We start from the raw sequence: 24,595 nt of genomic DNA, 5'->3' as shown, positions 1-24,595 counted from the left end.
GTTGCTGGTGACGATGTCGCGCAGCACCCCGCGCGGGATCACGGTGTAGGCCTCGGTGACCACGGCCCGGTCGGTGAGCAGATCGGTCTGCGGCGGCAGTCCACCGGCAGGCGCGAAGTACGACGGCTCGCTCAACTCCAGCTCCCCACGTTTAAACATTTTGTTGAATTCATCCCCGAGCTTAGGCACCCGGAGCCGAATCCGGAAGGCCTTCGGCAGACGCTTCCGGTGGCCGCGAAACCCCCGGACGGGTGGACCTCGCGATTACTGCCAGTGGGCTGATCTTCGAAGTTCCCGCGAACGAGCTACAGCCGCCCCTCGGACCAAGATCCCAGGTCAGCGGCCGATTCGCGAGCTAAGCTCGAATCGTGGTCTCCACTGCCAAGGCCCGCGTGCGCGAATCCGCGGGCAACCTGCCGGCCGACGTGACGAGCTTCGTCGGCCGGCGTCGTGAGATCACCCTCACCAAGCGGCTGTTCGCCGAGTCGCGCGTGGTCACCCTCACCGGCCCCGGCGGTGTCGGCAAGACCCGGCTGGCCGTGCGCGTGGCCGCCAACATGCGCCGCTCCTTCCGCGACAAGGCCTGGTTCGTCGAGCTGGAGAACCTCGACGACGGCGCGCTGGTGCTCGACGCCGTCATCGAACAGCTCGGGCTCGGCGGGCCGTCCTCGGCCGCGAGCCTGGAGACCATCGTCGACCAGCTCAAGAACCGCGAGATGCTGCTGGTCCTGGACAACTGCGAGCACGTGATCGAGGACGTCGCGCTGCTGGTCGACGCGCTGATGCGCTGGTGCCCCGGCGTGCGCGTGCTGGCCACCAGCAGGCAGTCGCTGGGCGTGGCCGGGGAGTCCAACGTCGTGGTGCCGCCGATGCAGGTGCCCGACCCCGGCCACCTGCCGCCCGCCGAGGCCTACGAGCAGTTCTCCTCGGTCCGGCTGTTCGTCGACCGCGCCAAGGCGGCGGTCCCGGAGTTCGAGGTCACCGCCGACAACGCCGAGGCGCTGATGCGGCTGTGCCACCACCTCGACGGGAACCCGCTGGCCATAGAGCTGGCGGCGGTGCGGCTGCGGTCGCTGTCGCTGCAGCAGCTGGAGGAGCGCATCGCCGAGCGCTACGACCTGCTCACCGAGGGCCGTCGCGGCGCACCGCCCCGGCAGCAGACGCTGCGCGCGCTGATCGACTGGAGCTACGAGCTCCTGGAGGAGCGCGACCGGCGGGCGTGGGCGCGGATGTCGGTGTTCTCCGGCAGCTTCGACCTCACTGCCGCCGAGCACGTCGCCGGTGACGGCAAGGGCGTCGACATCCTCACCGCAGTGCACTCGCTGGTCGACAAGTCGGTGCTGATGCGCGAGGAGGACGGCGCCGAGGTCCGCTACCGCCTGCCGCACACGCTGCGCGACTACGGCCTGGACAAGCTCGGCGAGTACGGCGAGACGAGCCGGATGCGCCACCGGCACTGCGCGTTCTTCGCCGAGCTCAGCGCGCGGTTCGCCGCCGAGTGGATCGGCCCCGACCAGCCGGGCTGGGTGCAGCGGCTGCGCCACGAGCAGGACAACCTGCGCAGCGCGCTGCGGCACGCCGCCGAGGGATCCGAGACCGGCGGGATGGCGTTGCGGCTGGTCACCGACCTCTGGCAGTACTGGGGCATCCGCGGCCTGAACGCCGAGGCGCGGCACTGGCTGGACGAAGTGCTCGACAACACCTCGCGCGACCTGCCCGAACGCGTCAAGGCGATGCGGGTCAGCGCCTGGTTCGCGCTGCTGCAGGGCGACCTGGGCAGGGCGCTGCCGACGCTGGAGCGCGCGACCGTGCTGGCCACCCAGCGCGGCGACGAGGTCGAGCGCGCCTACCTGGCGCTGCTGCACGGCCTGGTCGCGTTCTTCCAGGACGACCAGCCGCGCGGCACCGAGCTGGCCGGTGGGGCGCTGGAGCGGTTCCGCAGGAGCGGCGAGCTGGCCGGGGAGCTGTGGTCGCTGCACGCGCTGGGCCTGATCAAGGGCATCGGCGACGACCCCGACGCCGGGCTGCGGCTGCTCGCGGAGTGCATCCAGCTGTCCGCCGAGCACGGCGAGCTGTACTGGCGCTCCTACGCCCAGTGGGCGACGGCGCAGGTGCAGATGCGGCGGGACCGCGCAGATCGGGCGGAGAACTCGGTCAAGGAGGCGCTGCGGTTGCAGCGCAAGCTCGACAACCGGCTGGGCATCGCGTTCAGCCTGGACACCCTGGCGTGGATCGCGCACCGGCAGCAGCGCTTCGAGCGCGCGGCCAGGCTGCTGGGCACGTCCTCGGCGCTGTGGGACGCGGTGCGCTCGGCACCCGGGTTCTGGGCGCGGTTCGCCGGTGACCACGACGAGCACCTGATGCAGATCCGCACCGCGCTGGGGCCGGAGGCCTTCGACGAGCAGTACGAGCACGGCCGGGAAATGTCGCTGACGCACGCGGTGGACTACGCGCTGGAGCTCAAGCGGCACACCAGGCGGCCCGCCGGTGCGGAGTCCGATGACAACGTGCACCCGATGCCGCTGACCCGCCGCGAGCGGCAGATCGCCGACCTGGTCTCGGAGGGACGCACGAACAAGGACATCGCCGAGAACCTGGTGATCGCGCAGCGCACGGTCGAGGGGCACGTGCAGAACATCCTGACCAAGCTCGACTTCACGTCCCGCGCGCAGATCGCCGGGTGGGTCGCGGGACAGCGAACGGGTGACGGAGCTGACACCTCCGCGCGGTAACGTTCTTGCCTGCTATCACGTTGGGTAGCCAAATCCGTGCGTCGAACCACCCGAATAGCTCAATCTAGGTAGTCGACCCCGTATAAACCACCATGCAGTGTGACTCTCCGTTCCGGAGTCTGGTTCCTCGTGACCCCCGACGAAACGAAGAACCCCGACCAGAACACCCCCGACACCCCGCAGGACGGAGAGACCGGCCGGCACCGTTGGGAGAGGACGGTGCCCTTCGGACGCCGCTTGCGCGCGAGCTTCCTCGGCGAGACGGCCGACCGGGCCCACCGCGTCGCCCCCAAGATGCGGTCGCTGCAGGTCGGCGCCGCGGTTGCCGCGTTCGGCGTGCTCGGCGTGTTCACCGCCGCGGCAGGCGGTGAGGACGTCAAGACCGAGTCCGCTCCGGTGCACCAGGCCGCCGAGGTGGCCCCGCTCGTCGCCCCGGCCCCGCAGGTGCCCGCCCCGGCTCCCGCTCCGGCCGTTCAGCCGCAGGCCGCGCCCGCCCCCGTTGCGCAGCCCGCCCCCGCCGCCGAGCCGGCTCCGGCCGCCCAGCCCGCGCCTGCCCCGGCGCCCGCGGCGGCCCCGGTCCAGGAGGACAAGCCGAAGGACCAGATCGACGCCTGGATCAAGGAAGCGATCAAGGTCATGGAGCAGAACGGCATCTCGCGCGACCAGATCGACGAGGAAGCCATCCGGACGATCATCATGCACGAGTCCAACGGCAACCCGAGCGCCACGAACAACTGGGACTCCAACGCCGCGGCCGGCACCCCGTCGATCGGTCTGATGCAGACCATCCAGCCGACCTTCGAGTCCTTCGCGCTGCCGGGCCACCAGGACATCTACAACCCCGTCGACAACATCATCGCCGCCACCCGCTACTCGATCGACCGCTACGGTTCGATCGCCGACGTGCCAGGCGTCTCGGGCCTGCGCTCCGGTGGCAGCTACCAGGGCTACTGATCCCGCCCTCGGCGAATCCCTCGCGACCGATCCCCCGAGGTCGCGGGGGATTCGCACGTCCGGGGTCTCTCAGCGGAAACCGCGCGGGTTCAGGAGTCCAGGCCTTCGAGGGTGCCTTCGAGGGCTTCGGCGACCAGCTCGCGCATGGCCCACTCGGCGCGGACCTTGTCGCCCGCGCGGATGCACTCGGCGATCTCGCAGTGCAGGCGGACCGCGACCGGGCGCGGGTGGACCGGCATCAGCCCGTGACCGGCGCGCCAGCGCAGCAGCTCCTCGACGACCTCGTGGAGCTGGGCGAACATCTCGTTGCCGGAGGCGGTGAGGATCAGCCGGTGGAACTCGACGTCGGCGTCCATGAACGCGTCCAGATCACCAGCGCGCGAGGTGGCCACCATCCGCTCGGAGAGCGCGACCAGCCGCGCGACGTGGTCGTCCTCCGCGCGGTCCGCAGCGGCCGCGGCGGCGACGGGTTCGACGGCGGTGCGCAGCTCGGCGAGGGTCTTGAGCTCGGCGGAGCGGTCGGCGGCCAGCCGCCAGCGGATCAGCACCGGGTCGAAGCTGTTCCACTCCTCGCGCGGGCGCACCACGATGCCGACCCGCTTGCGGCCCACGACCAGCCGGATCGAGGCCAGCGTGCGGACGACCTCGCGGGCGACGCTGCGGGAGATGCCGAAGCGCTCCTCCAGCTGCTCGATGCGCAGCACGCTGCCGGGCGCGTGGGTGCCCGCGGCGATCTCCTGACCGAGGACTTCCAGCACCTTGCCGTGCAGCCCGCCGCCCATCCGCACACGCTCCTTCGCCGGTGAAAAACGCGTTCGACCAGTGCCCGAGAGTAGGCGCCCTGACCAGGTGACGGGCCTAACAGTCATACTTAATCGGTCATGATAAGCAAAAAGTCATACTTATTGCTTAGGCTGTGGCGCGCACCAGCTGCTCAACGAGGAGCCCACCAATGCTCTCCAGCCTTTCCGCCCCGCTCGTCCAGGCCGCCACGGCCTGGACCGCGCACGACACCCGCCTGCTGAGCGCCGCGGTCGCAGGCATCGCGGTGATCGTGCTGCTGATCAGCTGGGCGAAGCTCCACCCCTTCCTCTCCCTCGCGCTCGGCGCGACCACGCTCGGCGTGGTGGCCGGCATGCCCTTCGGCGACCTCGTGGACACCTTCACCGAGGGCCTCGGCAAGACCGTCGGCGACGTCGGCCTGCTCGTCGCGCTCGGTGCGATGCTCGGCAAGCTGCTCACCGACAGCGGTGGCGCCGACCAGGTCGTCGAGACGGTCATGCGCCGCACCACCAGCAAGACGCTGCCGTGGGCGATGGTGTTCATCGCCGCCCTGCTGGGCCTGCCGATGTTCTTCGAGGTCGGCGTCGTGCTGCTGGTCCCGGTCGTGGTCATGGTGGCCGCCCGGACCGAGCAGCCGATGCTGCGGATCGGCATCCCGGCGCTGGCCGGGCTGTCGATCCTGCACGGTCTCGTCCCGCCTCACCCCGGCCCGCTGGCCGCCGTCGACGCGCTGCACGTCGACCTCGGCCTGACGCTGGCGCTGGGCATCGTGGTGGCGATCCCGACCGCGATCGTGGCCGGGCCGGTGTTCGGCTCCTACATCTCCAAGCGCGTCGAGCTGCCGCCGGCGACCCACCTGCTGGGCAAGTCGCCCGAGCAGGAGGAGCAGCCGCACCGGCCGAGCTTCTTCGCCGCCGTGGCGATGCTGCTGCTGCCGGTCGTGCTCATGCTGTGCAAGTCGGTCGCCGACCTGGCGCTGACCGAGGACACGCTCGGCTACACGATCCTCGACACCATCGGCACGCCGGTCGTGGCGATGATGCTGACCGTCCTGATCGCGATCGTGGTGCTGGGCCGCGGCGCCCGGTTCTCCCGCAACCGGCTGTCCGACGTCGTCGGCGGTTCGCTGCCCGCGATCGCCGGGATCATCCTGATCGTCGGCGCCGGCGGCGGTTTCAAGCAGACGCTGGTCGACTCGGGCGTGAACGACACGATCACCGACCTGGCTTCCGGGGCGCACCTGTCGCCGCTGGTGCTGGGCTGGCTGATCGCGGTGGGCATCCGCGTCGCGACGGGTTCGGCGACGGTGGCCACGATCTCGGCCGCCGGCATGGTCGCCCCGCTGGTCATGGGACTGCCGCCCGCTCAGGGCGCGCTGGTCGCGCTGGCCATCGGCTCCGGCTCGCTGTTCCTCTCGCACGTCAACGACGCCGGATTCTGGCTGGTCAAGGAGTACTTCGGCATGTCGGTCGGCCAGACCCTCAAGACCTGGTCGGCCATGGAAACGATCCTCTCCGTCGTCTCCTTCGCCGTCATCCTCCTGATCTCCACCGTCGTCTAGGTGCCCCGGATTACTCCGGTAATCCGGTCACGGAATACGGCGGTATTCCGGGTCACCCGAAGACACCGCCGTGGTCAGGTCGCGGAAAACTCCGGTAATCGGGTCACCGATTGCCGGAGTTTTCCGCGTTCCCAGTGGTGCGTTCACACTGCGGCCCCGCAGCCGCCGGACGCGGTATATTGGCTGGTCGGGCCTTGGGGGTCCGGTTGTCTTGTCCGCGCCCGGTTTTGAAGGTGGCTCATTGTCCGAGGCCCGAGTTGATCGGGAAGACGTCCGCGCCGAGGAGATCGCGGCCGAGCAGCGCTACCTGAACGTGCTGTACGGCAAGCTCGACGACCTCCGTGCGGAGACCACCCAGCGACTCAAGGACACGCTGCGCGACAGCGGTGGACCGCCGCAGGCGCGCACCGAGCGCGACATCTCCACCCGCATGTACACCGACAAGCTGACCCAGCTCAGCTCGGTGGAGCACGGGATGTGCTTCGGTCGCCTGGACCTCGACGGCGGCGAGACCTTCCACGTCGGCCGGATCGGCCTGTTCGACGAGGACAACGAGTACGAGCCGCTGCTGCTGGACTGGCGCGCCCCGGCGGCGCGGCCGTTCTACCTGGCCACCGCCGCCGCCCGCGACGGGGTCCAGCGGCGCAGGCACCTCAAGACCAGCTGGCGCAAGGTGCTCGACTACGAGGACGAGATCCTCGACCTCGACGCCGCCGAGCAGGGCAGCGACCTGGGCCTGGCCGGTGAGGCGACGCTGCTGGCGCGGCTGGACGCCCGGCGCACCGGGCAGATGCAGGACATCGTCGCCACGATCCAGGCCGAGCAGGACCGCATCATCCGCGCGGGCATGAACGGTGTGCTGGTCGTGCAGGGCGGGCCGGGGACCGGCAAGACCGCCGTCGCGCTGCACCGGGCCGCCTACCTGCTGTACACGTTCCGCGAGCAGCTGTCCAAGCGCGGTGTGCTGGTCGTCGGGCCGAACCCGACGTTCCTGCGCTACATCGGCCAGGTGCTGCCGTCGCTGGGCGAAACCGGCGTGCTGCTGTCCACTGTGGGCGGTCTGTACCCCGGTATCACCGCCACCGGGACCGAATCCGCGCGCACCGCCGAGATCAAGGGGCGGTTGAGCATGACCGACGTGCTCACCGCCGCCGTCCGAGACCGGCAGCAGGTGCCGCGCGACCACGTCGAGGTCACGTTCGACCGCGAGCCGCTGCACCTCAAGCGCAAGGACGCCACGGCCGCGCGCACCCGCGCTCGCCGGACCCGCCGCCCGCACAACCTGGCCCGCAGGGTGTTCCAGGACGAGATGTTCCGGGCGCTGACGCTGCAGGTCGGCGAGCGGCTGGGCCTGGAGCTGCTGGACCGGCGCGACCTCGACGAGATCAACGTCGAGCTGCGCGGCGACGCCGAGGTGGCCCGCGCGCTCGACGAGCTGTGGCCGGAGATGACCCCGCAGCAGCTGCTCGACGACCTGCTGAGCTCGCCTGAGCGCCTGGCCACCGCGACCGCCAAGGTCCTCGACGACGACGAGCGCGACGCCCTGCAGCGCCCGGCGGGCACGCCGTGGACCCCGGCCGACGTGCCGCTGCTGGACGAGCTGGCCGAGCTGCTCGGCGAGGACGACGCGCAGGAGCGCGCCGACCGCGAACGCCAGGAGCGCGAGGAACTCGCCTACGCCCAGGGCGTGCTGCACATCATGGAGCAGGACGAGGAGATCGCCGACGAGGAGCGGCTGCGGGTCTCCGACGTGCTGGACGCGGAGCTGCTGGCCGAGCGGTTCCGCACCCGCAGCGACCTGACCGCGGCCGAGCGGGCCGCCGAGGACCGGACGTGGACGTTCGGCCACGTCATCGTCGACGAGGCGCAGGAGCTCTCCGAGATGGCGTGGCGCGTGCTGATGCGCCGCTGCCCGAGCCGGTCGATGACGCTGGTGGGCGACGTGGCGCAGACGGGTGCGCTGGGCGGCGCGAGCGCGTGGGACGACGTGCTCAGCCCGTACGTGCAGGACCGCTGGAAGCTGGCGGAGCTGACGGTGAACTACCGGACGCCGGCCGAGATCATGGACGTCGCCGCCGAGGTCCTGTCCGAGATGGACACCGACCTGGAGCCGCCGAACTCGGTGCGCTCCACCGGCAACCTGCCGTGGGCGCAGCAGATCCCGCGCGAGGACCTGCTCGCCGAGCTCCCCCAGGTGGTTTCGGAGGAGCTGGCGGAGGTGGCCGACGGGCGACTGGCGGTGCTGCTGCCACCGGACCTGCTCGCCGAGATCGGCTCGGAACTGGCCGAATCGCTGCCGGAGGCGGTCGTCGGCACCCGTCCCGACGACCTCGAATCCCCGGTGGTGCTGCTGACCGTGGACGAGGCCAAGGGCCTGGAGTTCGACGCGGTGCTGCTGGTCGAACCGGAGGCGGTGACCGCGGAGTCCGACCGCGGCCTCAACGACCTCTACGTGGCGCTGACCCGCGCCACCCAGCGCCTCGGCATCGTCCACTCCGGGGACCTGCCGCCCAGCCTGGCGCGGTCGTTCGAGTGAGCGTCAGCGCAGGACGGGTGCCGCGTACTGGCGCAGCGCCTGGGTGAGCTGGTCGGAGGATTCGCGGACGTCGTCCACGTCGATCAGCCGGTAGCCGGTCCAGCCGTCGTTCTGGAACACCCACTCCGGCGGCACGCCCGGGTTGAGGCCGCCGTGCGTCCACACCGCCAGGTAGGTGGCGGTGTTCCGCGCGTCCTTGGGCTTGCGCAGCTCGGTCACCGAGACGGCGGCGACGTGCTGCCAGCCCAGCGCGACCTGCACCCGCCTGGCCGGCTGGTGGATCATGATGCCGCGTTCGTCGATCCGCATCTTCAGCGGACGCAGGCTGTTGATCAGCATGACCACGCCGGCCAGCGCGCCGATCGGCGCGAGGAAGAAGAGGAAGTGGATCCGGACGCCGGAACCCCCGGTCAGCCCACCGATCAGCAGCACGGTTCCGAATACGCCGAGCGCGATCAAGATGACCCCCGCGATCGCGCCGGTCGAACTCCTGCGGAAGTCCAAGCCCCCTCCTAGTCCACTGTGGACGAACATCGGGCCGCTGCGGCCCGGGGAGGGATCCTAGGGATCAACACCGCCGCGCGCGGGCGGTGGCCACCCGGGGGGCCGGGCACCCCGCCCCCGGCGGGCCCCCCGTTGACGCGCGAAATTCGAGTCACGAACTCCCGACTCGAATTTCGCGCGAAATTCGAACTCAGACCGCCAGGGGCAGCGCGGTCGGGTGCACCGGGTTCGGGAGCTCCGAGGCGCCCATCAGGTGACTGTCCACCGCGTGGGCGACCGAGCGGCCCTCGGCGATGGCCCAGACGACCAGGGACGCGCCGCGGTGGGCGTCGCCGCAGACGAACACGCCCGGAGCCGTGGTCTCCCAGTTCGAGCCGGACCCGATGGTGCCGCGCTTGGTGAGCTCGATGCCCAGGCCGCCCAGCAGCGGCATGTGCTCGACGCCCTCGAAGCCGATCGCCAGCAGCGCCAGGTCGCAGGGCAGCTCCTCGACCGCGTCGGAGACCGGAACCACCTGGCGGCGGCCGTTCTCGTCGCGGATGACCTGCACGTGGCGCAGCCGCACCGCGCGCACGGTGCCGTCCTCGTCGCCCACGAACGACTCGATGGACACCGCGAACTTCCGCTCGCCCGCCTCCTCGTGCGCCGGGTAGGTGCGCAGGATGTACGGCCAGGTCGGCCACGGCGAGCGGTCGTCGTCGCGCTCGGTGGGCGGCTGCGGGTAGTTGTCCAGCTGCGTCACCGACAGCGCGCCCTGGCGGGTCGCGGTGCCGTAGCAGTCGGCCCCGGTGTCGCCGCCGCCGAGGATGATGACGTGCTTGCCCTCGGCCGAGATCGGCGACGGGCCGTCGCCCTCGACCTCCTTGTTGGCCGGGACGAGGTGCTCCATCGCCATGCGCACGCCGTCCAGCTCGCGACCCGGGATGGTGGTGTCGTCGCGGCCGCGCAGCGCGCCCACCGCCAGCACCACGGCGTCGTAACCGGCCCGCAGGTCCTCGACGGTCAGGTCCACGCCGACCTCGCAGCCGGTGATGAACTTCGTGCCCTCGTCGCGCATCTGCCCCAGGCGCCGGTCCAGGACGGACTTCTCCATCTTGAACTCGGGGATGCCGTAGCGCAGCAGCCCGCCGATGCGGTCGTCCCGCTCGTAGACGGTCACCTCGTGGCCCGCGCGGGTCAGCTGCTGCGCAGCGGCCAGCCCCGCCGGTCCGGAACCGACCACGGCCACGCGCTTGCCGGTGTGCTCCTCGGAGGTGCGCGGGAAGACGTAGTCGTTCTCCCAGCTCACCTCGGCGATGGTCTCCTCGACCCGCTTGATCGCCACCGCTCCCCCGGCATCCGGCGAGATCGCCAGCACGCAGCCGGTCTCGCACGGCGCCGGGCACAGCTTGCCGGTGAACTCCGGGAAGTTGTTGGTCGCGTGCAGCCGGTCGCTGGCGGCCTCCCACTGGCCGCGGCGGACCATGTTGTTCCACTCCGGGATCAGGTTGCCCAGCGGGCAGCCCGCCGATCCCGAGTGGCAGAACGGGATCCCGCAGTCCATGCAGCGCGCGGCCTGGGTGGAGACCTGCTCGTTCCGGTCCTCGGTGGACAGAGCCGCGTAGACCTCGCGCCAGTCGCCCAGCCGCTCGTCGGTGGGGCGCTTGGGGGCATCGGCCCGCGAGTACTTCAGAAAGCCCTTCGGGTCAGCCACGGGAAGCCTCCATGATCGCCTCGTTCACGTCGCGGCCCTCGATCTTGGCCATCCGCATGGCGTCCAGGACTCGCTGGAAGTCGCGCGGCATCACCTTGATGAACGCCGCCGAACGCCGCGGCCAGTCGCCCAGCAGCGACGCGGCCACCGCCGAGCCGGTCAGCTCGTGGTGGGTCTGCACGACCTCGTGCAGCCACTTCAGTTCCTTGGTGCTCAACGGCTTGAGGTCCACCATCGTGGTGTTCACCCGCACCGGGTCCAGGTCGAGCACGTAGGCGATCCCGCCGGACATGCCGGCGCCGACGTTGCGCCCGGTGCCGCCGAGCACGATCGCCCGGCCGCCGGTCATGTACTCGAAGGCGTGGTCGCCCACCCCCTCGCAGACCAGCTGCGCACCGGAGTTGCGGACGGCGAAGCGCTCGCCGACCTTGCCGCGCAGGTAGATCTCACCGCTGGTCGCGCCGTAGCCGATCACGTTGCCGGCGATGACCTGGTCCTCGGCGCGGAACGACGAGTCCGGGTGCGGCCGCACGACGATGCGCCCACCGGAGAGGCCCTTGCCGACGTAGTCGTTGGCGTCGCCGATCATGTCGAGCGTGACGCCGCTGGGCAGGAACGCGCCCAGCGACTGGCCCGCCGAACCCTCCAGCTCCACGTGGATGGTGTCGTCGGGCAGGCCGTCGCCGCCGAAGCGGCGGGACACCTCCGCGCCCAGCAGGGTGCCGACGGTGCGGTTGACGTTGCGCACCGGCAGCTGCAGCTTCACCGGGCGCGCGTCCTCCAGGGCCGCCTCGGCGAGCTGGATCAGCGTGCGGTCCAGCGCCTTGTCCAGGCCGTGGTCCTGCTCGCGCACCCGTCGGCGCACCGGCGAGTACGGGGTCCGCGGTTCGGTGAACACCGGCTCCAGGTCCAGGCCGCGGGACTTCCAGTGCTGCACGGCCTTGTCGCGCTTGAGCGCCGAGACCTGGCCGATGGCCTCGTCCAGGGTCCGGAACCCCAGCTGCGCCAGGTACTCCCGCACTTCCTGGGCGACGAACTCGAAGAAGTTCACCACGTGCTCGACCTGGCCGGTGAACCGCTTGCGCAGCTCCGGGTTCTGGGTGGCCACGCCCACCGGGCAGGTGTCGAGGTGGCAGACGCGCATCATGATGCAGCCCTCGACCACCAGCGGAGCGGTGGCGAAGCCGTACTCCTCGGCACCCAGCAGCGCTGCGACCACGACGTCGCGGCCGGTCTTGAAGCCGCCGTCGCACTGCACCGTGATCCGGTCCCGCAGGCCGTTGAGCAGCAGCGTCTGCTGCGTCTCGGCGAGCCCGACCTCCCACGGCGTGCCGGCGTGCTTGAGCGAGGTCAGCGGCGCGGCACCGGTGCCGCCGTCGTGACCGGAGATCAGCACGACGTCGGCGTGCGCCTTGGACACGCCTGCCGCGACCGTGCCGACGCCCACTTCGCTGACCAGCTTGACGTGCACGCGGGCCTGCTCGTTGGCGTTCTTCAGGTCGTGGATCAGCTGCGCCAGGTCCTCGATCGAGTAGATGTCGTGGTGCGGCGGCGGCGAGATCAGCCCGACGCCCGGCGTGGAGTGCCGGGTCTTGGCGATCCACGGGTACACCTTGTGCGCGGGCAGCTGGCCGCCCTCGCCGGGCTTGGCGCCCTGGGCCATCTTGATCTGGATGTCGCTGGCGTTGACCAGGTATTCGCTGGTCACGCCGAAGCGACCGGAGGCGACCTGCTTGACCGCCGAGCGCCGCTCGGGGTCGTAGAGCCGGTCGACGTCCTCGCCGCCCTCGCCGGAGTTGGACTTGCCGCCGATGCGGTTCATCGCGATCGCCAGCACCTCGTGGGCCTCGGCGGAGATCGCGCCGTAGCTCATCGCGCCGGTGGAGAACCGCTTCATGATCTCCGAGGTCGGCTCGACCTCGTCGATGTCGATCGGGTCGCGGCCGCTGTCGAACTCGAACAGCCCGCGCAGCGTGCCGCCCTCGGCCGACAGCCGGTCGCACTCCGCGGTGTACTCGCGGAACTTGCCGTACTGGCCGGTCTTGGTGGAGTGCTGCAGCAGGAACACCGTCTCCGGGGTGAACAAGTGCAGCTCGCCCTCGCGGCGGTAGGAGTAGTCGCCGCCGACCTCCAGCTTGCGGTGCACGCGCTCGGTCGGGTTGTCCGGGTAGGCCCGGCGGTGCCGCTGCGCGACCTCCTCGGCGAGCTCGTCGAGGCCGACGCCGCCGAGCTTGGAGTTGGTGCCCAGGAAGTAGTCCTCCACGACCTCCTGCGACAGGCCGACGGCCTCGAAGACCTGCGCGGCGGTGTAGGCGCCGACGGTGGAGATGCCCATCTTGGACATCACCTTCAGCACGCCCTTGACCAGCGCCTGCACGTAGTTGCGGATGGCGATCTTGGGCCGCACGCCGGAGATCTGGCCGGTCGAGATCATGTCCTCGATGGCCTCGAACGCCAGGTACGGGTTGACCGCCGCGGCGCCGTAGCCCAGCAGGGCGGCGACGTGGTGCACCTCGCGGGCGTCACCGGACTCCACGACCAGGGCGACGCGCAGCCGCTCCTTGGTCTGGATCAGGTACTGGTGCACGGCCGACACCAGCAGCAGCGACGGGATCGGCGCCCTCTTGTGGTCGGAGTCGCGGTCGGAGAGCACCAGGACCCGGGCGCCCGAGGCGATGGCCTCCGAGGCCTCGCGGCGGACCCGCTCGATGGCGTCGGCCAGCGCCTGACCACCACCGTCCACTTCGTACAGACCGGAGATCACCGCGGAGGAGAACCCCGGCAGGTCGCCGTCGTCGTTGATGTGGATGAGCTTGGCCAGCTCGTCGTTGTCGATCACCGGGTTGGGCAGCACGATGTGCCTGCACGACGCCGCCGACGGCGTCAGCAGGTTCTGCTCCGGCCCCATGATCCGGGACACCGAGGTGACGATCTCCTCGCGGATCGCGTCCAGCGGCGGGTTCGTGACCTGCGCGAACTGCTGCACGAAGTAGTCGTAGAGCATCCGCGAGCGCTGCGACAGCGGCGCGGGCGGGGTGTCGGAACCCATCGATCCCAGCGGCTCGCCACCGCTGGTGGCCATCGGCGCGAGCAGCAGCGCCAGCTCCTCCTCGGTGTAGCCGAACGACAGCTGGCGGCGCACCACCGACTCGTGCGTGCTCACCACGTGCTCGCGGTCGGCGAGCTCGTCGAGGTTGAGCAGACCGGCGTGCAGCCACTCGCCGTAGGCGTGCTCGGAGGCCAGCTCGGACTTGAACTCCTCGTCGTCGACGATCTGGCCGCGCTCGGTGTCGATGAGGAACATCCGGCCCGGCTGCAAGCGGCCCTTGGCCACCACCTCGGAGGGCTCGACGCCCAGGACGCCGGCCTCGCTGGCCAGCACGACGCGGCCGTCGGAGGTCTGCCACCAGCGGGCCGGGCGCAGGCCGTTGCGGTCCAGCACCGCGCCGACCAGGGTGCCGTCGGTGAAGGTGACGCACGCCGGTCCGTCCCACGGCTCCATGAGGCTCGCGTGGAACTGGTAGAACGCCTTGCGCTTGGGGTCCATCTCGGCGTGGTTCTCCCACGCCTCCGGGATCATCATCAGCACCGCGTGCGGCAGCGACCGGCCGCCCAGGTGCAGCAGCTCCAGCACCTCGTCGAACGACGCCGAGTCGGAGGCGTCGTCGGCGCAGATCGGGTACACCCGGGACAGCTCGCCCGGGATGAGGTCGGAGGCCAGCAGCGCCTCGCGCGCCCGCATCCGGTTGCGGTTGCCGCGGATCGTGTTGATCTCGCCGTTGTGCGCGACGTAGCGGAACGGGTGCGCCAGCGGCCACGACGGGAAGGTGTTGGTCGAGAACCGGCTGTGCACCAGCGCGATGGCGCTGGCCAGCCGCTCGTCGCTGAGGTCCGGGAAGAACGCGGGCAGCTGCGCGGTGGTGAGCATGCCCTTGTAGACGAACGTGCGGGCCGACAGCGACGGGAAGTACAGCTCGATCCCCTGCTGCGCGGCCTCGCGCTCGGCGCGCTTGCGCAGGCAGAACGCCAGCCGGTCCAACTCCAGGCCGGACTCGCCGCCGTTGCCCGCGACCATCAGGGTCGAGAAGTGCGGCATGCAGCCGCGCGCCGTGGTGCCCACCTCGGCGTCGTCGGGCGTGGTGGGCACGTCGCGCCAGCCCAGGACCGTCAGGTTCTCCTCGGCAGCGATCCGCGCGACCAGCGCCACGACCTGCTCGCGCTGCTCGGCGTCCGCGGGCAGGAAGCCCATGCCGGCGGCGTAGCGGCTCTCACCGTTCTCGGCCGGTTCCGGCAGGGTCACGCCGGCGGTGGCGCGCAGCAGCTCGTCGGGCAGCTGCAGCAGGATGCCCGCGCCGTCGCCGCTGGTCGGCTCGGCGCCGGCGGCACCGCGGTGCTCCAGGTTCGCCAGGGCGGTCAGAGCATCCGCGACGATTCCGTGCGAACGCCGACCACGGATGTCGGCGACCATCGCCACGCCGCAGGAATCCTGCTCCGCGGCCGGGTCGTACAGGCCCTGGGCCGCTGGGATCGCAGAGAAGACCACTGCGCAGACCTCCCTCGTCATACTCGTGCTTGGAAGTCGGCGGTCGGCCGTGACCTGACTTCTTCGACTTCTGGGCACGGGACGGCACTGGCCCGCAGCTGAAAGATCCGGTTCTGCCGTAGAAGAATTCGGGCGCGTTCGCCCGCTCGCTGTAACCGGAGCGTTTAGCAGACTTTAACAGCCAGGATACCCAGAAGCAGCAACCTGAAAGTGATGCTGACCATCTTGTTGTAACGCCTGTCGCTGGCTACGCACCCACGATTCGGCTGCTCAGCGCACCACGACGACGGTGACCCCGGCAGGAGCCATCGCGTCGCGGCCGGTGTGGTGGCTGAACACATCACACGGCCCCGAACCGGCCGGCCCGCGGCTCCCGCAGGCGAACCGCGCGTCGATGGACACGGTCCGTCATCAAATCTACTCGTTGTGTCGCCACCTGGGTACCACTAGCGTGCCGACCCGCCCTCCGGGAGCGGCCGGGGACGATCTTTGCTGATATCTTTCCAGCTCAGAGCACCCACTACGGTGGGTGCTCGTTCGCCAGCTCCGACCCGAGGGAAGACATGACCGGGTTCCGCCGTCTCGCCGCCCTGATGATGGCCGCGTTCGCCCTGTTCACGATGGTCACGGCGTGCGCGACCCGACAGCCCTCGCCGGTGCCCGTGGTGCCCGACGACCCCGCCTCGGCCTTCCCCGCGAAGGTCTCGCTGCCCGGCGGGCAGCCGGTGACGCTGCTGCAGCAGCCCAAGCGGATCGTGTCGCTGTCGCCCTCGGCCACCGAGACGCTCTTCGCGCTCGGAGCCGGCGACCAGGTCGTCGCCGTCGACCAGCACTCGACGTACCCGCCGAACGCGCCGCGCACCGAGCTGTCCGGATTCACCGCCGACGCCGCGGCCGTGGCGAGCAAGAACCCGGACCTGGTCATCGCCCCGGACAACGCCACGCAGCTCGCGGAGGGCCTCAAGGTCGTGGACGTGCCGGTGCTGCTGACCCCCTCGGCCGCCAGCCTGGAGGACGCCTACCAGCAGATCCAGGTGATCGGGCAGGCCACCGGGCACGGCAACCAGGCGGGCGCGATGGTGCAGAAGATGCGCACCGACATCGCCGACATCGTGGCCAAGACCCCCAAGCCGCCGCAGCCGATGACCTACTTCCACGAGGTCAGCCCCGACCTGTACACGGCGACCGCGCAGAGCTTCGTCGGCAACGTCTACTCGCTGTTCGGGATGGTCAACATCGCCGCCCCGGCCGGTGGACCGTTCCCGCAGCTCTCACAGGAGCACGTCGTGCAGGCCAACCCGAACCTGATCTTCGCCGCCGACACCAAGTGCTGCGGAGTCAACGCCGCCGCGATCGCCGCGCGGCCGGGCTGGAACACCATCGACGCCGTGAAGCGCAACCACGTCGTCGAGCTCGACGACGACCTCGCCGGCCGCTGGGGCCCGCGCGTGGTGGACCTGGTGCGGGCCATCAGCGACGCGGTGGGCAAGGCCCAGCAGGGTTGATCGCGCCGACCCGCCTCCGCCCGCGGCACCTCGCCGTCGGCGTGTTGGTGCTGGTGGGCAGCGTGTTGCTGTCGGTGCTGCTGGGTGCTGCCGAGCTCGGGTGGCAGCGGGTGCTGGCCGAGATCGTCGCGCAGCTGACCGGCGGCGTCTCGCCGCTGTCCGAGCGGGAAGCGGCGATCCTGTGGGACCTGCGGGTTCCTCGGACCGCGCTCGGCGTGCTGGTCGGTGCGGCGCTGGCGGTCTCCGGCGCGGCGTTCCAGGGCGTGTTCCGCAACCCGCTCGCCGACCCCTACCTGCTGGGCTCCGCCGCGGGCGCGGGCCTGGCGGTGACCGCGGTGATCACCGCAGCACCGCAGGCGGGACTGTCGATCCCGGTGCAAGTGGCGGCCTTCGCCGGGGCGCTCGGCGGCGTCGGCCTGACCTGGCTCGTCGGCCGCTCCGCGGGCCGCGACACCGCGACGCTGGTGCTGGCCGGAGTGGCCGTGGGCGCGTTCCTGACGGCCGGGCAGACGTTCCTGCAGCAGCTGCGGGTGGAGTCGCTGCAGCAGGTCTACCTGTGGATCCTGGGACGGCTGAGCACCACCGGCTGGCGCGAGGTGCTCGTCGTGCTGCCGCACCTGGTGATCTCGGCCGCGGTGCTGTGCCTGTGCGCGCGGCTGCTGGACCTGCTGGGCACCGGTGACGAGGAGGCCGCCTCGCTCGGCGTCCACCCGGGGCGGGTGCGGCTGCTGGTGCTGCTCGCCGCCTCGCTGGCCACCGCGGCAGCGGTCTCGGTGGCCGGGCTGATCGGGTTCGTCGGCCTGGTGGTGCCGCACCTGGTGCGGCTGGCGCTGGGCGGCGGGTTCCGGGTCATCGTGCCGATGTCGCTGCTGTTCGGCGGCGTGTTCCTGGTGCTGGCCGACCTGCTGGCGCGCACCCTGCTGGCACCGGCGGAGATCCCGATCGGCGTGATCACCGCGTTCACCGGCGCGCCGTTCTTCGCCGTCCTGCTGCACCGGAGGCGGGCATGAGCCGGCTGGAGGTCCGCGACCTGGCGGCCGGGTACCGGCGCCGCGCGGTGGTTTCCGGAGTTTCGGCCACTGTGGACACCGGCGGCTGGCTGGGCATCATCGGCCCCAACGGCGCGGGCAAGTCCACGCTGCTCAAGGCCATCGCCGGACTGCTCGGGCACTCCGGGCAAGTGCTGGTCGACGACCGCCCGCTGGCGTCGCTGCCGCGCCGCGAACGCGCCCGCACCGTCGCCTACGCCCCGCAGATCCCGCAGCTGCCGATGGGGCTGACGGTCACCGACTACGTCCTGCTCGGCCGCACACCCCACCTCGGCCCGCTCGGCTGGGAAGGCCGCAGCGACCTCGACGTCGTCGACGACCTGCTCACCCGCCTCGACCTCACCGGCCTCGCGGGACGCCAGCTGCACACCCTCTCCGGCGGCGAACGGCAACGAGCGGTGCTGGCCCGCGCGCTGGCCCAGCGAGCGAGCGTGCTCCTGCTCGACGAGCCCACCACCGGCCTCGACATCGGCCACGCGCAGGCGCTGCTGGACCTGGTCGACGAGCTGCGCGGCGAACTGGGCACGACGGTGGTCAGCACGCTGCACGACCTGACGCTGGCCGCCCAGTACGCGGAACGCGTGCTGCTGCTCGACGACGGCGAGGTCGCCGCCGAGGGCACCCCCGGCGAGGTGCTCACCCCGGCGGCGCTCGCCGAGCGCTACACGGCCCGGGTGACGGTCCTGCGCGCGCCCGACGGCTCCCCCGTCATCGCCCCGATCCGCTGAACCCGGCGGCTACGCGGTGGCGAAGCGGGTCAGCACCGCTTCCGGCCGGATCCCCGGCAGGTGGCGGCGGAAGACCCGGTAGTAGGCCAGTTCCTCCTCGGTCCGCACGGGTGCGTCGGTGGCGGCGAGTTCTGCCGAGCTGACCCGCGACCGCCAGTAGGGGGTGAGCAGGTCCTGCGCTCCGCTGCCGGTGCCGAACTGCGCCTTGCGCCGCCAGAGCAGGTCATCGGGCAGCCAACCGGTGAAAGCCCGGCGCAGGTGGGCCTTCTCGACCCCGTCCTCGAGCGCCTTGACCTCCTCCGGCAACGACATCGCGTGCGCGACCACCTCGGTGTCGAGGAACGGGACGCGGGCCTCCAAGCCGTACGACATGGTGACCCGATCGCAGCGCTGGAGGTTGAGCCCGTGCAGCGCACCGATGGTGCGAGCGAGCTCGTCCTGCAGATCCGCGGCGTGCTCGTGGTGGTAGTAGCGATAGCCGGCGAACAGCTCGTCCGCTCCCTCCCCGGTCAGCACCGCCTTGACGTGCTGGGCGGCGAGCTCGGCGAGGAACCAGTTGGGCACCGCGCTGCGCATCAGGCACGCGTCGAAGGACTCCACCGAGGCGACCACGTCGTCGATCGCGGCCACCGCCCGTCCGGCGTCGAAGACCGCCTCGTGGTGCTCGGTGCCGAGGTGCTCGGCCGCGGCGCGCGCGGCGAGCAGGTCCGGCGAATCCGCGGTGCCGACCGCGAAGGTCTTCAGCCTGGTCCCCGCCTCGGCGCACTCCGCAGCGGCGATCGCGGCCACGATGCTGGAGTCCAGACCACCGGAGAGGAACACCCCGACCTCGACGTCGGCCATCAGGTGCCGCCGCACGGAGTCGACCAGCACCTCCCTGGTCGACTTCTCGGCGATCTCCGGCGCCATCCCTTCCCAGCTGGGCAGCCCCGCCGGATCCGGCACCGGGTCGGCGAACCGGACCAGGCCGGCCTCCGGGGTCCAGCAGCAGCCGGGCGGGAAGGTCTCCACGGCCGGTCGCACCTCGGCCGGGAACGCCCGCAGCTCGGAGCCGAAGTACCGGACGCCGTCCGCCTCGGCCCAGTACAGCGGCTTGATGCCGAACCGGTCCCGGGCGGCGATGAACCGGCCGTCGGGCGCGGCCGCGCACAGCGCCCACATGCCGCGCAGGAGATCCAGCGCGGCGGGGCCGCGGCGGCGCAGCAGCACCAGCGCGGACTCGCTGTCCGAGGAGGTCCGGAATTCCTCCTCGCCGAGGTCCGCGCGCAGCTCGGCGTGGTTGTAGATCTCCCCGTTGCAGACCAGCGCCCACCCGTCCGGTCCGGTGAGCGGTTGCCGCCCGCCGTCGAGGTCGACGATGGACAGCCGGGTGTGCCCGAGCCACGCGTGCGAACCGACCGCGCGGTGGTCGCTGTCGTCCGGTCCCCGGTGCGCGAGCTCGGCGAGCATCCGCGCGCCCGTGGACGGGTCGGGGCGGGTCTGCGGGTGGTGAAGGGCGGCAATTCCACACATGGACTGCGACCGTAGACAGACCGGGCGCGACCGGCAACGAGAGTTGCTCCATGCGCACGCGGGATGTCAGGCTGGTCCGGTGACCACCGAGAACTTGAGCAGCGTTCAGCGCGCGCTCGACGTGCTGCGCGCCCTGGGCTCCGGACCGCTGCGGGTGCAGTCCGTCGCCGCAGCGCTGGGCAAGGAGAAGACCCAGGTCTCGCGCACGCTGAAGGCGCTGGCCGAGAGCGGCTTCGTGGAGCGCGATCCCGACAACCTGGAGTACCGGTTGGGCTGGCAGCTGTTCGCGCTGGCCGGAGCCGCCAGCGACAGCCGCCTGCTGCAGCAGGCGGCGCCGGTGCTGCGCGCGCTGGTGCGCTCGCTCGGCGAGGCCGCTTACCTGACCGTGCTCAGCGGCAGCGCGGCCGTGACGGTGCTGGCCGAACGCCCCGGCCGAACACTGCAGGCGCACGAGTGGATCGGCCGCCTCTCCCCGCTCAACTGCACCTCCAGCGGCCGCGCCCTGCTGATCGGGCGTCCCGCCGACGAGGTCGAGGCACTGCTGGCGGCCCAGCCCGACCCGATGCCCGGAACCGAACGGGCCCCGCGCACGGCCGACGAGGTGCGCGATCGACTGCGCACCGAGCGGGAAGCCGGCCGCAGCATCGCCGCCGAAGAAGCAGAACCCGGACTGGTGGCCGTCGCCGCCCCGGTCCGCGACTTCACCGGCGCCACGGTCGCCGCGCTCAACGTCTCCGGCCCGGTCTTCCGGCTCGCACCGGGCGAGCTGGCCCCCGTGGCCTCAGCCGTCATCGACGCCGCAGACCGCCTCTCCCACACCCTCGGCTCCCCCTGAGCCACCGCAAGTTCCGCTGAAATCGGAGACACGACTTCCACTGAAGTCCGGGGTGGGAAAGAGACGAGGCCGCGGCTCCGGTGGGAGTCGCGGCCTCGGCTCGGTGTTCGGGGCGGGTGTCAGGACTGGGACTTGGCGTCCTTGGCGTCCTTGGCGTCCTTGGCGTCCTTATCGGACTCCGCGGAGTCGGCTTCGTCCTCGTTCGCCTCGGTGTGTTCCCGTTCTTGGTCCTCGTCGTCCGATGACTCGGTGTCCGAGTCCTCCGACTTGCGCGGGGGCTCGTCGTCGGTGTCCTTCGACTCGGAATCGTCGGACTCCGAGCGTTCGGTCTCCGTGTCGTCGGACTCCGAGGGCTCGGTCTCGGCGTCGTCGGACTTCGGCTCCGCCGTGGACGGGAGGTCCTCCGGGTAGGGCTTGCCCGCGAGCAGGGCCGGATCCTCGCGCTTGCCCCGGACCACCAGCAGGTAGATGACCGCGCCCGCGAAGACCAGCAGCGAGGTGAAGACGTTGATGCGGATGCCCAGGATGTGGGTGGCCTCGTCGCTGCGCATCATCTCGATCCACACGCGACCGGCGGTGTAGCCGGCGACGTAGAGCGCGAACACCCGGCCGTGGCCCATCCGGAACTTGCGGTCCGCCCAGAGCACGAGCAGGAACACGCCCACGTTCCAGACCAGCTCGTACAGGAACGTCGGGTGCACCACGGTGATCGGCGTCGGATCGACCGCCACACCGGCGATCGGGTCCGCCAGCCCGGTGTCCGGGTCGATGCGGCGGTAGATCTCCAGACCCCACGGCACGGTCGTGGGACCGCCGTAGAGTTCCTGGTTGAACCAGTTGCCGAGCCGGCCGACGGCCTGCGCGAGCACCAGGCCCGGCGCGACGGTGTCGGCGAACGCGGGCAGCGGAACACCCCGCTGGCGGCAGCCGATCCAGGCGCCCACGGCACCGAGCGCGACCGCGCCCCAGATGCCGAGACCGCCCTCCCAGACCTTCAGCGCGTCCAGCGGGTTGCGGTCCGGGCCGAAGTACTTGTACCAGTCGGTGGCCACGTGGTAGAGCCGCCCGCCGATGAGGCCGAACGGCACCGCCCACACGGCGACGTCGACGACGGTGCCCTCCCGACCGCCGCGCGCGATCCAGCGGCGACTGCTGATCCACACCGCCAGCACGATGCCGGCGATGATGCACAGCGCATACGCCCGCAGCGGGATCGGTCCGATGTACCAAACCCCCTGCGGGGGACTCGGAATGTTGGCCAGGAGTGGACTCGCCGAAGCAGCATTCACGGTGCTTACGGTATCGGGCGCCCCACCGCTCGTGAGCACCCCCCGTGCAGCATCACGGCAGGGCAACGAACCCGCGACCAGTTCGCGAAGAACGTTTCGAGACTACTTCGCGAGATCACTTTGCTCAGCGGTGCGGGTAGCGGAACCTGAGCGGCGCTGTGGACTCCGCGCGCCACTCCTGATGTAGCCAATACACGGCCTCGCGGCGTGCTCGCCACAGCACCGCTCAGAAATCCCCCGCAGGGGACGTGCCAGTGCCTTAGGTGGGGTAAGGAGAAAGCGGCTTCGCCGCTTGTCTGACGCTCAGGATCCGCGCACGCCCGCTGCGAGGTCTTGGGCCAGGGCTCGGACGCCGTCGGCACCGCCCTGCTCGGCGGCGCTGACGAACGCCGAGCCGACGATCACGCCGTCGGCGAAGCGCGCCACCTCGGCCGCCTGCTCGCGGGAGCGCACGCCCAGACCGACGCCGATCGGCAGGTCGGTGTGCGCGCGGGTGCGCTCCACCAGGCCGGCCGCGGCCGAGCCGACGGAGTCGCGCGCACCGGTCACGCCCATCACCGACGTGGCGTAGACGAAACCGCTGCTGGCCTTGGCGGTCAGCGCCAGCCGCTCCTCCGTGGACGATGGCGCCACCAGGAAGATGCGGTCCAGCCCGTGCTGGTCGGTGGCGGCGATCCAGTCCTCGCCCTCGTCCGGGATGAGGTCCGGGGTGATCACGCCGAGCCCGCCCGCGGACTTGAGGTCCTTGGCGAAGGCGTCCACGCCGTAGTGGTGCACGGGGTTCCAGTAGGTCATCACCACGGCGTTGCCGCCGGCGTCGGCGATGCCGGAGACGACGTCGAAGACCTGCCGCACCCGGAAACCGGCGCGCAGCGCGGTCTCGCTGGCGGCCTGGATCGTCGGACCGTCCATCACCGGGTCGGAGAACGGCAGCCCGACCTCGACGAGGTCGCAACCGCCCTCGATCATCGCCTTGAACAGCTCCTGGCCGTCCTCGACGGTCGGGTACCCGGCCGGCAGGTAACCGATCAGCGCCGCGCGGGACTCCTCGCGGCACGCCTGAAACACCTCGCTCAGGCCCATCACGCCTCCTCGTCGTCGACGAGCCCGAAGTACTTCGCCGCGGTGTCCATGTCCTTGTCGCCCCGGCCCGAGAGGCTGACCACGATCAGCCCGTCCGGCCCCAGCTCCTGGCCGAGCTTGACCGCCCCGGCCAGGGCGTGCGCGGACTCGATCGCCGGGATGATGCCCTCGGTGCGCGAGAGCAGCTGGAAGGCCTGCATCGCCTCGTCGTCGGTCACCGACCGGTACTCCGCCCGGCCGGTGTCCTTGAGGTAGGAGTGCTCCGGGCCCACGCCCGGGTAGTCCAGCCCCGCCGAGATCGAGTAGGCCTCGATGACCTGCCCGTCCTCGTCCTGCAGCAGGTAGGAGCGGGCGCCGTGCAGCGTGCCCGGGGTGCCCTCGCCGAGGGTCACGCCGTGCTCGCCGGACTCGATGCCGTGACCGGCCGGTTCGTAGCCGACCAGGCGCACGTCGGCGTCGTCGATGAAGCCGTGGAAGATGCCGATCGCGTTCGAGCCGCCGCCGACGCAGGCCACGACCGCGTCCGGCAGCCGACCGGTCATCTCCAGGGTCTGCTCGCGGGCCTCGTCGCCGATCACCCGGTGGAAGTTGCGCACCATCATCGGGAACGGGTGCGCCCCGGCGGCGGTGCCCAGCAGGTAGTGGGTGTGGTCGACGTTGGCGACCCAGTCGCGCAGCGCCTCGTTGATGGCGTCCTTGAGCGTGGCCGAGCCGTTGGCCACCGGGATGACCTCGGCGCCCAGCAGCCGCATCCGCGCCACGTTGAGGGCCTGCCGCTCGGTGTCGACCTTGCCCATGTAGATCACGCACTCCAGGCCCAGCAGCGCGCAGGCCGTCGCGGTGGCCACGCCGTGCTGGCCCGCGCCGGTCTCGGCGATGACGCGGCGCTTGCCCATCCGCTTGACCAGCAGCGCCTGCCCCAGCACGTTGTTGATCTTGTGCGAGCCGGTGTGGTTGAGGTCCTCGCGCTTGAGCAGCACGCGGGCGCCGCCCGCGTGCTCGGCGAAGCGCTTGGCCTCGGTCAGCAACGACGGGCGACCGGCGTAGTTGCGCAGCAGGTCGTCGAGCTCGGTGAGGAACTCCGGGTCCTGCTGGGCCTTGGCGTACTCGGCGGCGAGCTCGTCCTGCGCCGCGATCAGCGCCTCCGGCATGAACCGGCCGCCGTACTCGCCGAAGTGCCCGCGCCCGTCCGGATCGTGCCCCTCGGGCACGGGTGTGCCCTGGCGGTGGGCGCGCGCGGCGTCAGCCCCGACGGTCATTGCCTTACCTCCTGTGCTTCGCACGCCGC

The 24,595-nt window shown here is 71.2% G+C and carries 17 protein-coding genes; 8 read left to right on the top strand and 9 right to left on the bottom strand.

Annotation, left to right across the window (positions count from 1 at the left end; genetic code table 11):
* Nucleotides 1-368 precede the first annotated feature (368 nt).
* Together R4I43_RS06710 and R4I43_RS06705 are read left to right on the top strand one after the other, a co-directional pair.
* The gene (locus R4I43_RS06710; RefSeq protein WP_324264633.1) at nucleotides 369-2,732 is read left to right on the top strand and encodes a LuxR C-terminal-related transcriptional regulator; all 2,364 of its coding nucleotides are present in this window, start codon (nucleotides 369-371) and stop codon (nucleotides 2,730-2,732) included.
* A gap of 129 nt (nucleotides 2,733-2,861) precedes the next feature.
* On the top strand, nucleotides 2,862-3,686 hold the full coding sequence (locus R4I43_RS06705) for a transglycosylase SLT domain-containing protein (RefSeq protein ID WP_324264632.1): 825 nt from the start codon (nucleotides 2,862-2,864) through the stop codon (nucleotides 3,684-3,686).
* Between the two features lie 89 nt (nucleotides 3,687-3,775).
* Here R4I43_RS06705 and R4I43_RS06700 read toward each other — a convergent pair whose 3' ends face one another.
* Entirely contained in the window at nucleotides 3,776-4,468 is a 693-nt protein-coding gene (locus tag R4I43_RS06700) for a FadR/GntR family transcriptional regulator (protein WP_324264631.1), read from the bottom strand.
* A gap of 170 nt (nucleotides 4,469-4,638) precedes the next feature.
* Between R4I43_RS06700 and R4I43_RS06695 the strand changes: the two genes are divergently transcribed.
* Nucleotides 4,639-6,030 (top strand): GntT/GntP/DsdX family permease, encoded by a 1,392-nt coding sequence (locus tag R4I43_RS06695; RefSeq protein ID WP_324264630.1) that lies wholly within the window; start codon nucleotides 4,639-4,641, stop codon nucleotides 6,028-6,030.
* A 241-nt stretch (nucleotides 6,031-6,271) separates the two neighbouring features.
* On the top strand, nucleotides 6,272-8,566 hold the full coding sequence (locus R4I43_RS06690) for a HelD family protein (protein WP_324264629.1): 2,295 nt from the start codon (nucleotides 6,272-6,274) through the stop codon (nucleotides 8,564-8,566).
* Nucleotides 8,567-8,569: 3 nt separating this feature from the next.
* On the opposite strand, the gene R4I43_RS06685 is transcribed toward R4I43_RS06690, so the two are convergent.
* From R4I43_RS06685 to R4I43_RS06670, 4 genes are all read right to left on the bottom strand, one after another.
* Entirely contained in the window at nucleotides 8,570-9,070 is a 501-nt protein-coding gene (locus R4I43_RS06685) for a hypothetical protein (protein WP_324264628.1), read from the bottom strand.
* Between the two features lie 190 nt (nucleotides 9,071-9,260).
* Nucleotides 9,261-10,763, bottom strand: coding sequence for a glutamate synthase subunit beta (locus R4I43_RS06680; protein ID WP_324264627.1), 1,503 nt, complete (start codon nucleotides 10,761-10,763; stop codon nucleotides 9,261-9,263).
* On the bottom strand, nucleotides 10,756-15,306 hold the full coding sequence (gene gltB / locus R4I43_RS06675) for a glutamate synthase large subunit (protein ID WP_324264626.1): 4,551 nt from the start codon (nucleotides 15,304-15,306) through the stop codon (nucleotides 10,756-10,758). The genes R4I43_RS06680 and gltB overlap by 8 nt, the downstream gene beginning before the upstream one ends.
* Before the next feature lie 270 nt (nucleotides 15,307-15,576).
* Entirely contained in the window at nucleotides 15,577-15,708 is a 132-nt protein-coding gene (locus R4I43_RS06670; protein ID WP_324264625.1) for a hypothetical protein, read from the bottom strand.
* Between the two features lie 161 nt (nucleotides 15,709-15,869).
* Between R4I43_RS06670 and R4I43_RS06665 the strand changes: the two genes are divergently transcribed.
* Genes R4I43_RS06665 through R4I43_RS06655 form a run of 3 tightly spaced genes read left to right on the top strand, consistent with a single transcriptional unit; the run spans nucleotide 15,870 to nucleotide 18,588 of the window.
* Complete coding sequence (locus tag R4I43_RS06665; protein WP_324264624.1) at nucleotides 15,870-16,811, top strand: ABC transporter substrate-binding protein; 942 nt, start codon at nucleotides 15,870-15,872, stop codon at nucleotides 16,809-16,811.
* Nucleotides 16,808-17,821 carry a FecCD family ABC transporter permease gene (locus R4I43_RS06660; protein ID WP_324264623.1) on the top strand — a complete coding sequence of 338 codons (1,014 nt, stop codon included), beginning with the start codon at nucleotides 16,808-16,810 and terminating at the stop codon, nucleotides 17,819-17,821. The genes R4I43_RS06665 and R4I43_RS06660 overlap by 4 nt, the downstream gene beginning before the upstream one ends.
* Nucleotides 17,818-18,588, top strand: a complete 771-nt coding sequence (locus tag R4I43_RS06655; protein ID WP_324264622.1) for an ABC transporter ATP-binding protein — start codon at nucleotides 17,818-17,820, stop codon at nucleotides 18,586-18,588. The genes R4I43_RS06660 and R4I43_RS06655 overlap by 4 nt, the downstream gene beginning before the upstream one ends.
* Nucleotides 18,589-18,597: 9 nt before the next feature.
* On the opposite strand, the gene R4I43_RS06650 is transcribed toward R4I43_RS06655, so the two are convergent.
* Nucleotides 18,598-20,100, bottom strand: coding sequence for an asparagine synthase-related protein (locus R4I43_RS06650; protein WP_324264621.1), 1,503 nt, complete (start codon nucleotides 20,098-20,100; stop codon nucleotides 18,598-18,600).
* A 79-nt stretch (nucleotides 20,101-20,179) separates the two neighbouring features.
* Between R4I43_RS06650 and R4I43_RS06645 the strand changes: the two genes are divergently transcribed.
* Nucleotides 20,180-20,935, top strand: coding sequence for an IclR family transcriptional regulator (locus R4I43_RS06645; RefSeq protein ID WP_324264620.1), 756 nt, complete (start codon nucleotides 20,180-20,182; stop codon nucleotides 20,933-20,935).
* 119 nt (nucleotides 20,936-21,054) lie between these two features.
* Here the strand turns inward: R4I43_RS06645 and lgt are convergent, their stop codons facing one another.
* The 3 genes from lgt to trpB form a co-directional block, all read right to left on the bottom strand.
* Complete coding sequence (gene lgt / locus R4I43_RS06640; protein ID WP_324264619.1) at nucleotides 21,055-22,224, bottom strand: prolipoprotein diacylglyceryl transferase; 1,170 nt, start codon at nucleotides 22,222-22,224, stop codon at nucleotides 21,055-21,057.
* 303 nt (nucleotides 22,225-22,527) lie between these two features.
* Nucleotides 22,528-23,307 carry a tryptophan synthase subunit alpha gene (gene trpA / locus R4I43_RS06635; RefSeq protein WP_324264618.1) on the bottom strand — a complete coding sequence of 260 codons (780 nt, stop codon included), beginning with the start codon at nucleotides 23,305-23,307 and terminating at the stop codon, nucleotides 22,528-22,530.
* Nucleotides 23,307-24,566 (bottom strand): tryptophan synthase subunit beta, encoded by a 1,260-nt coding sequence (trpB, locus tag R4I43_RS06630; RefSeq protein ID WP_324264617.1) that lies wholly within the window; start codon nucleotides 24,564-24,566, stop codon nucleotides 23,307-23,309. Before trpB ends, trpA begins: the two co-directional genes overlap by 1 nt.
* Nucleotides 24,567-24,595 lie beyond the last annotated feature (29 nt).

Origin of the sequence: Saccharopolyspora mangrovi, from assembly GCF_035320975.1 — a bacterium.
In the GTDB taxonomy this organism is placed as follows: Bacteria; Actinomycetota; Actinomycetes; order Mycobacteriales; family Pseudonocardiaceae; genus Saccharopolyspora; species Saccharopolyspora mangrovi.
This window is presented reverse-complemented; position numbering and strand designations above follow the sequence as displayed.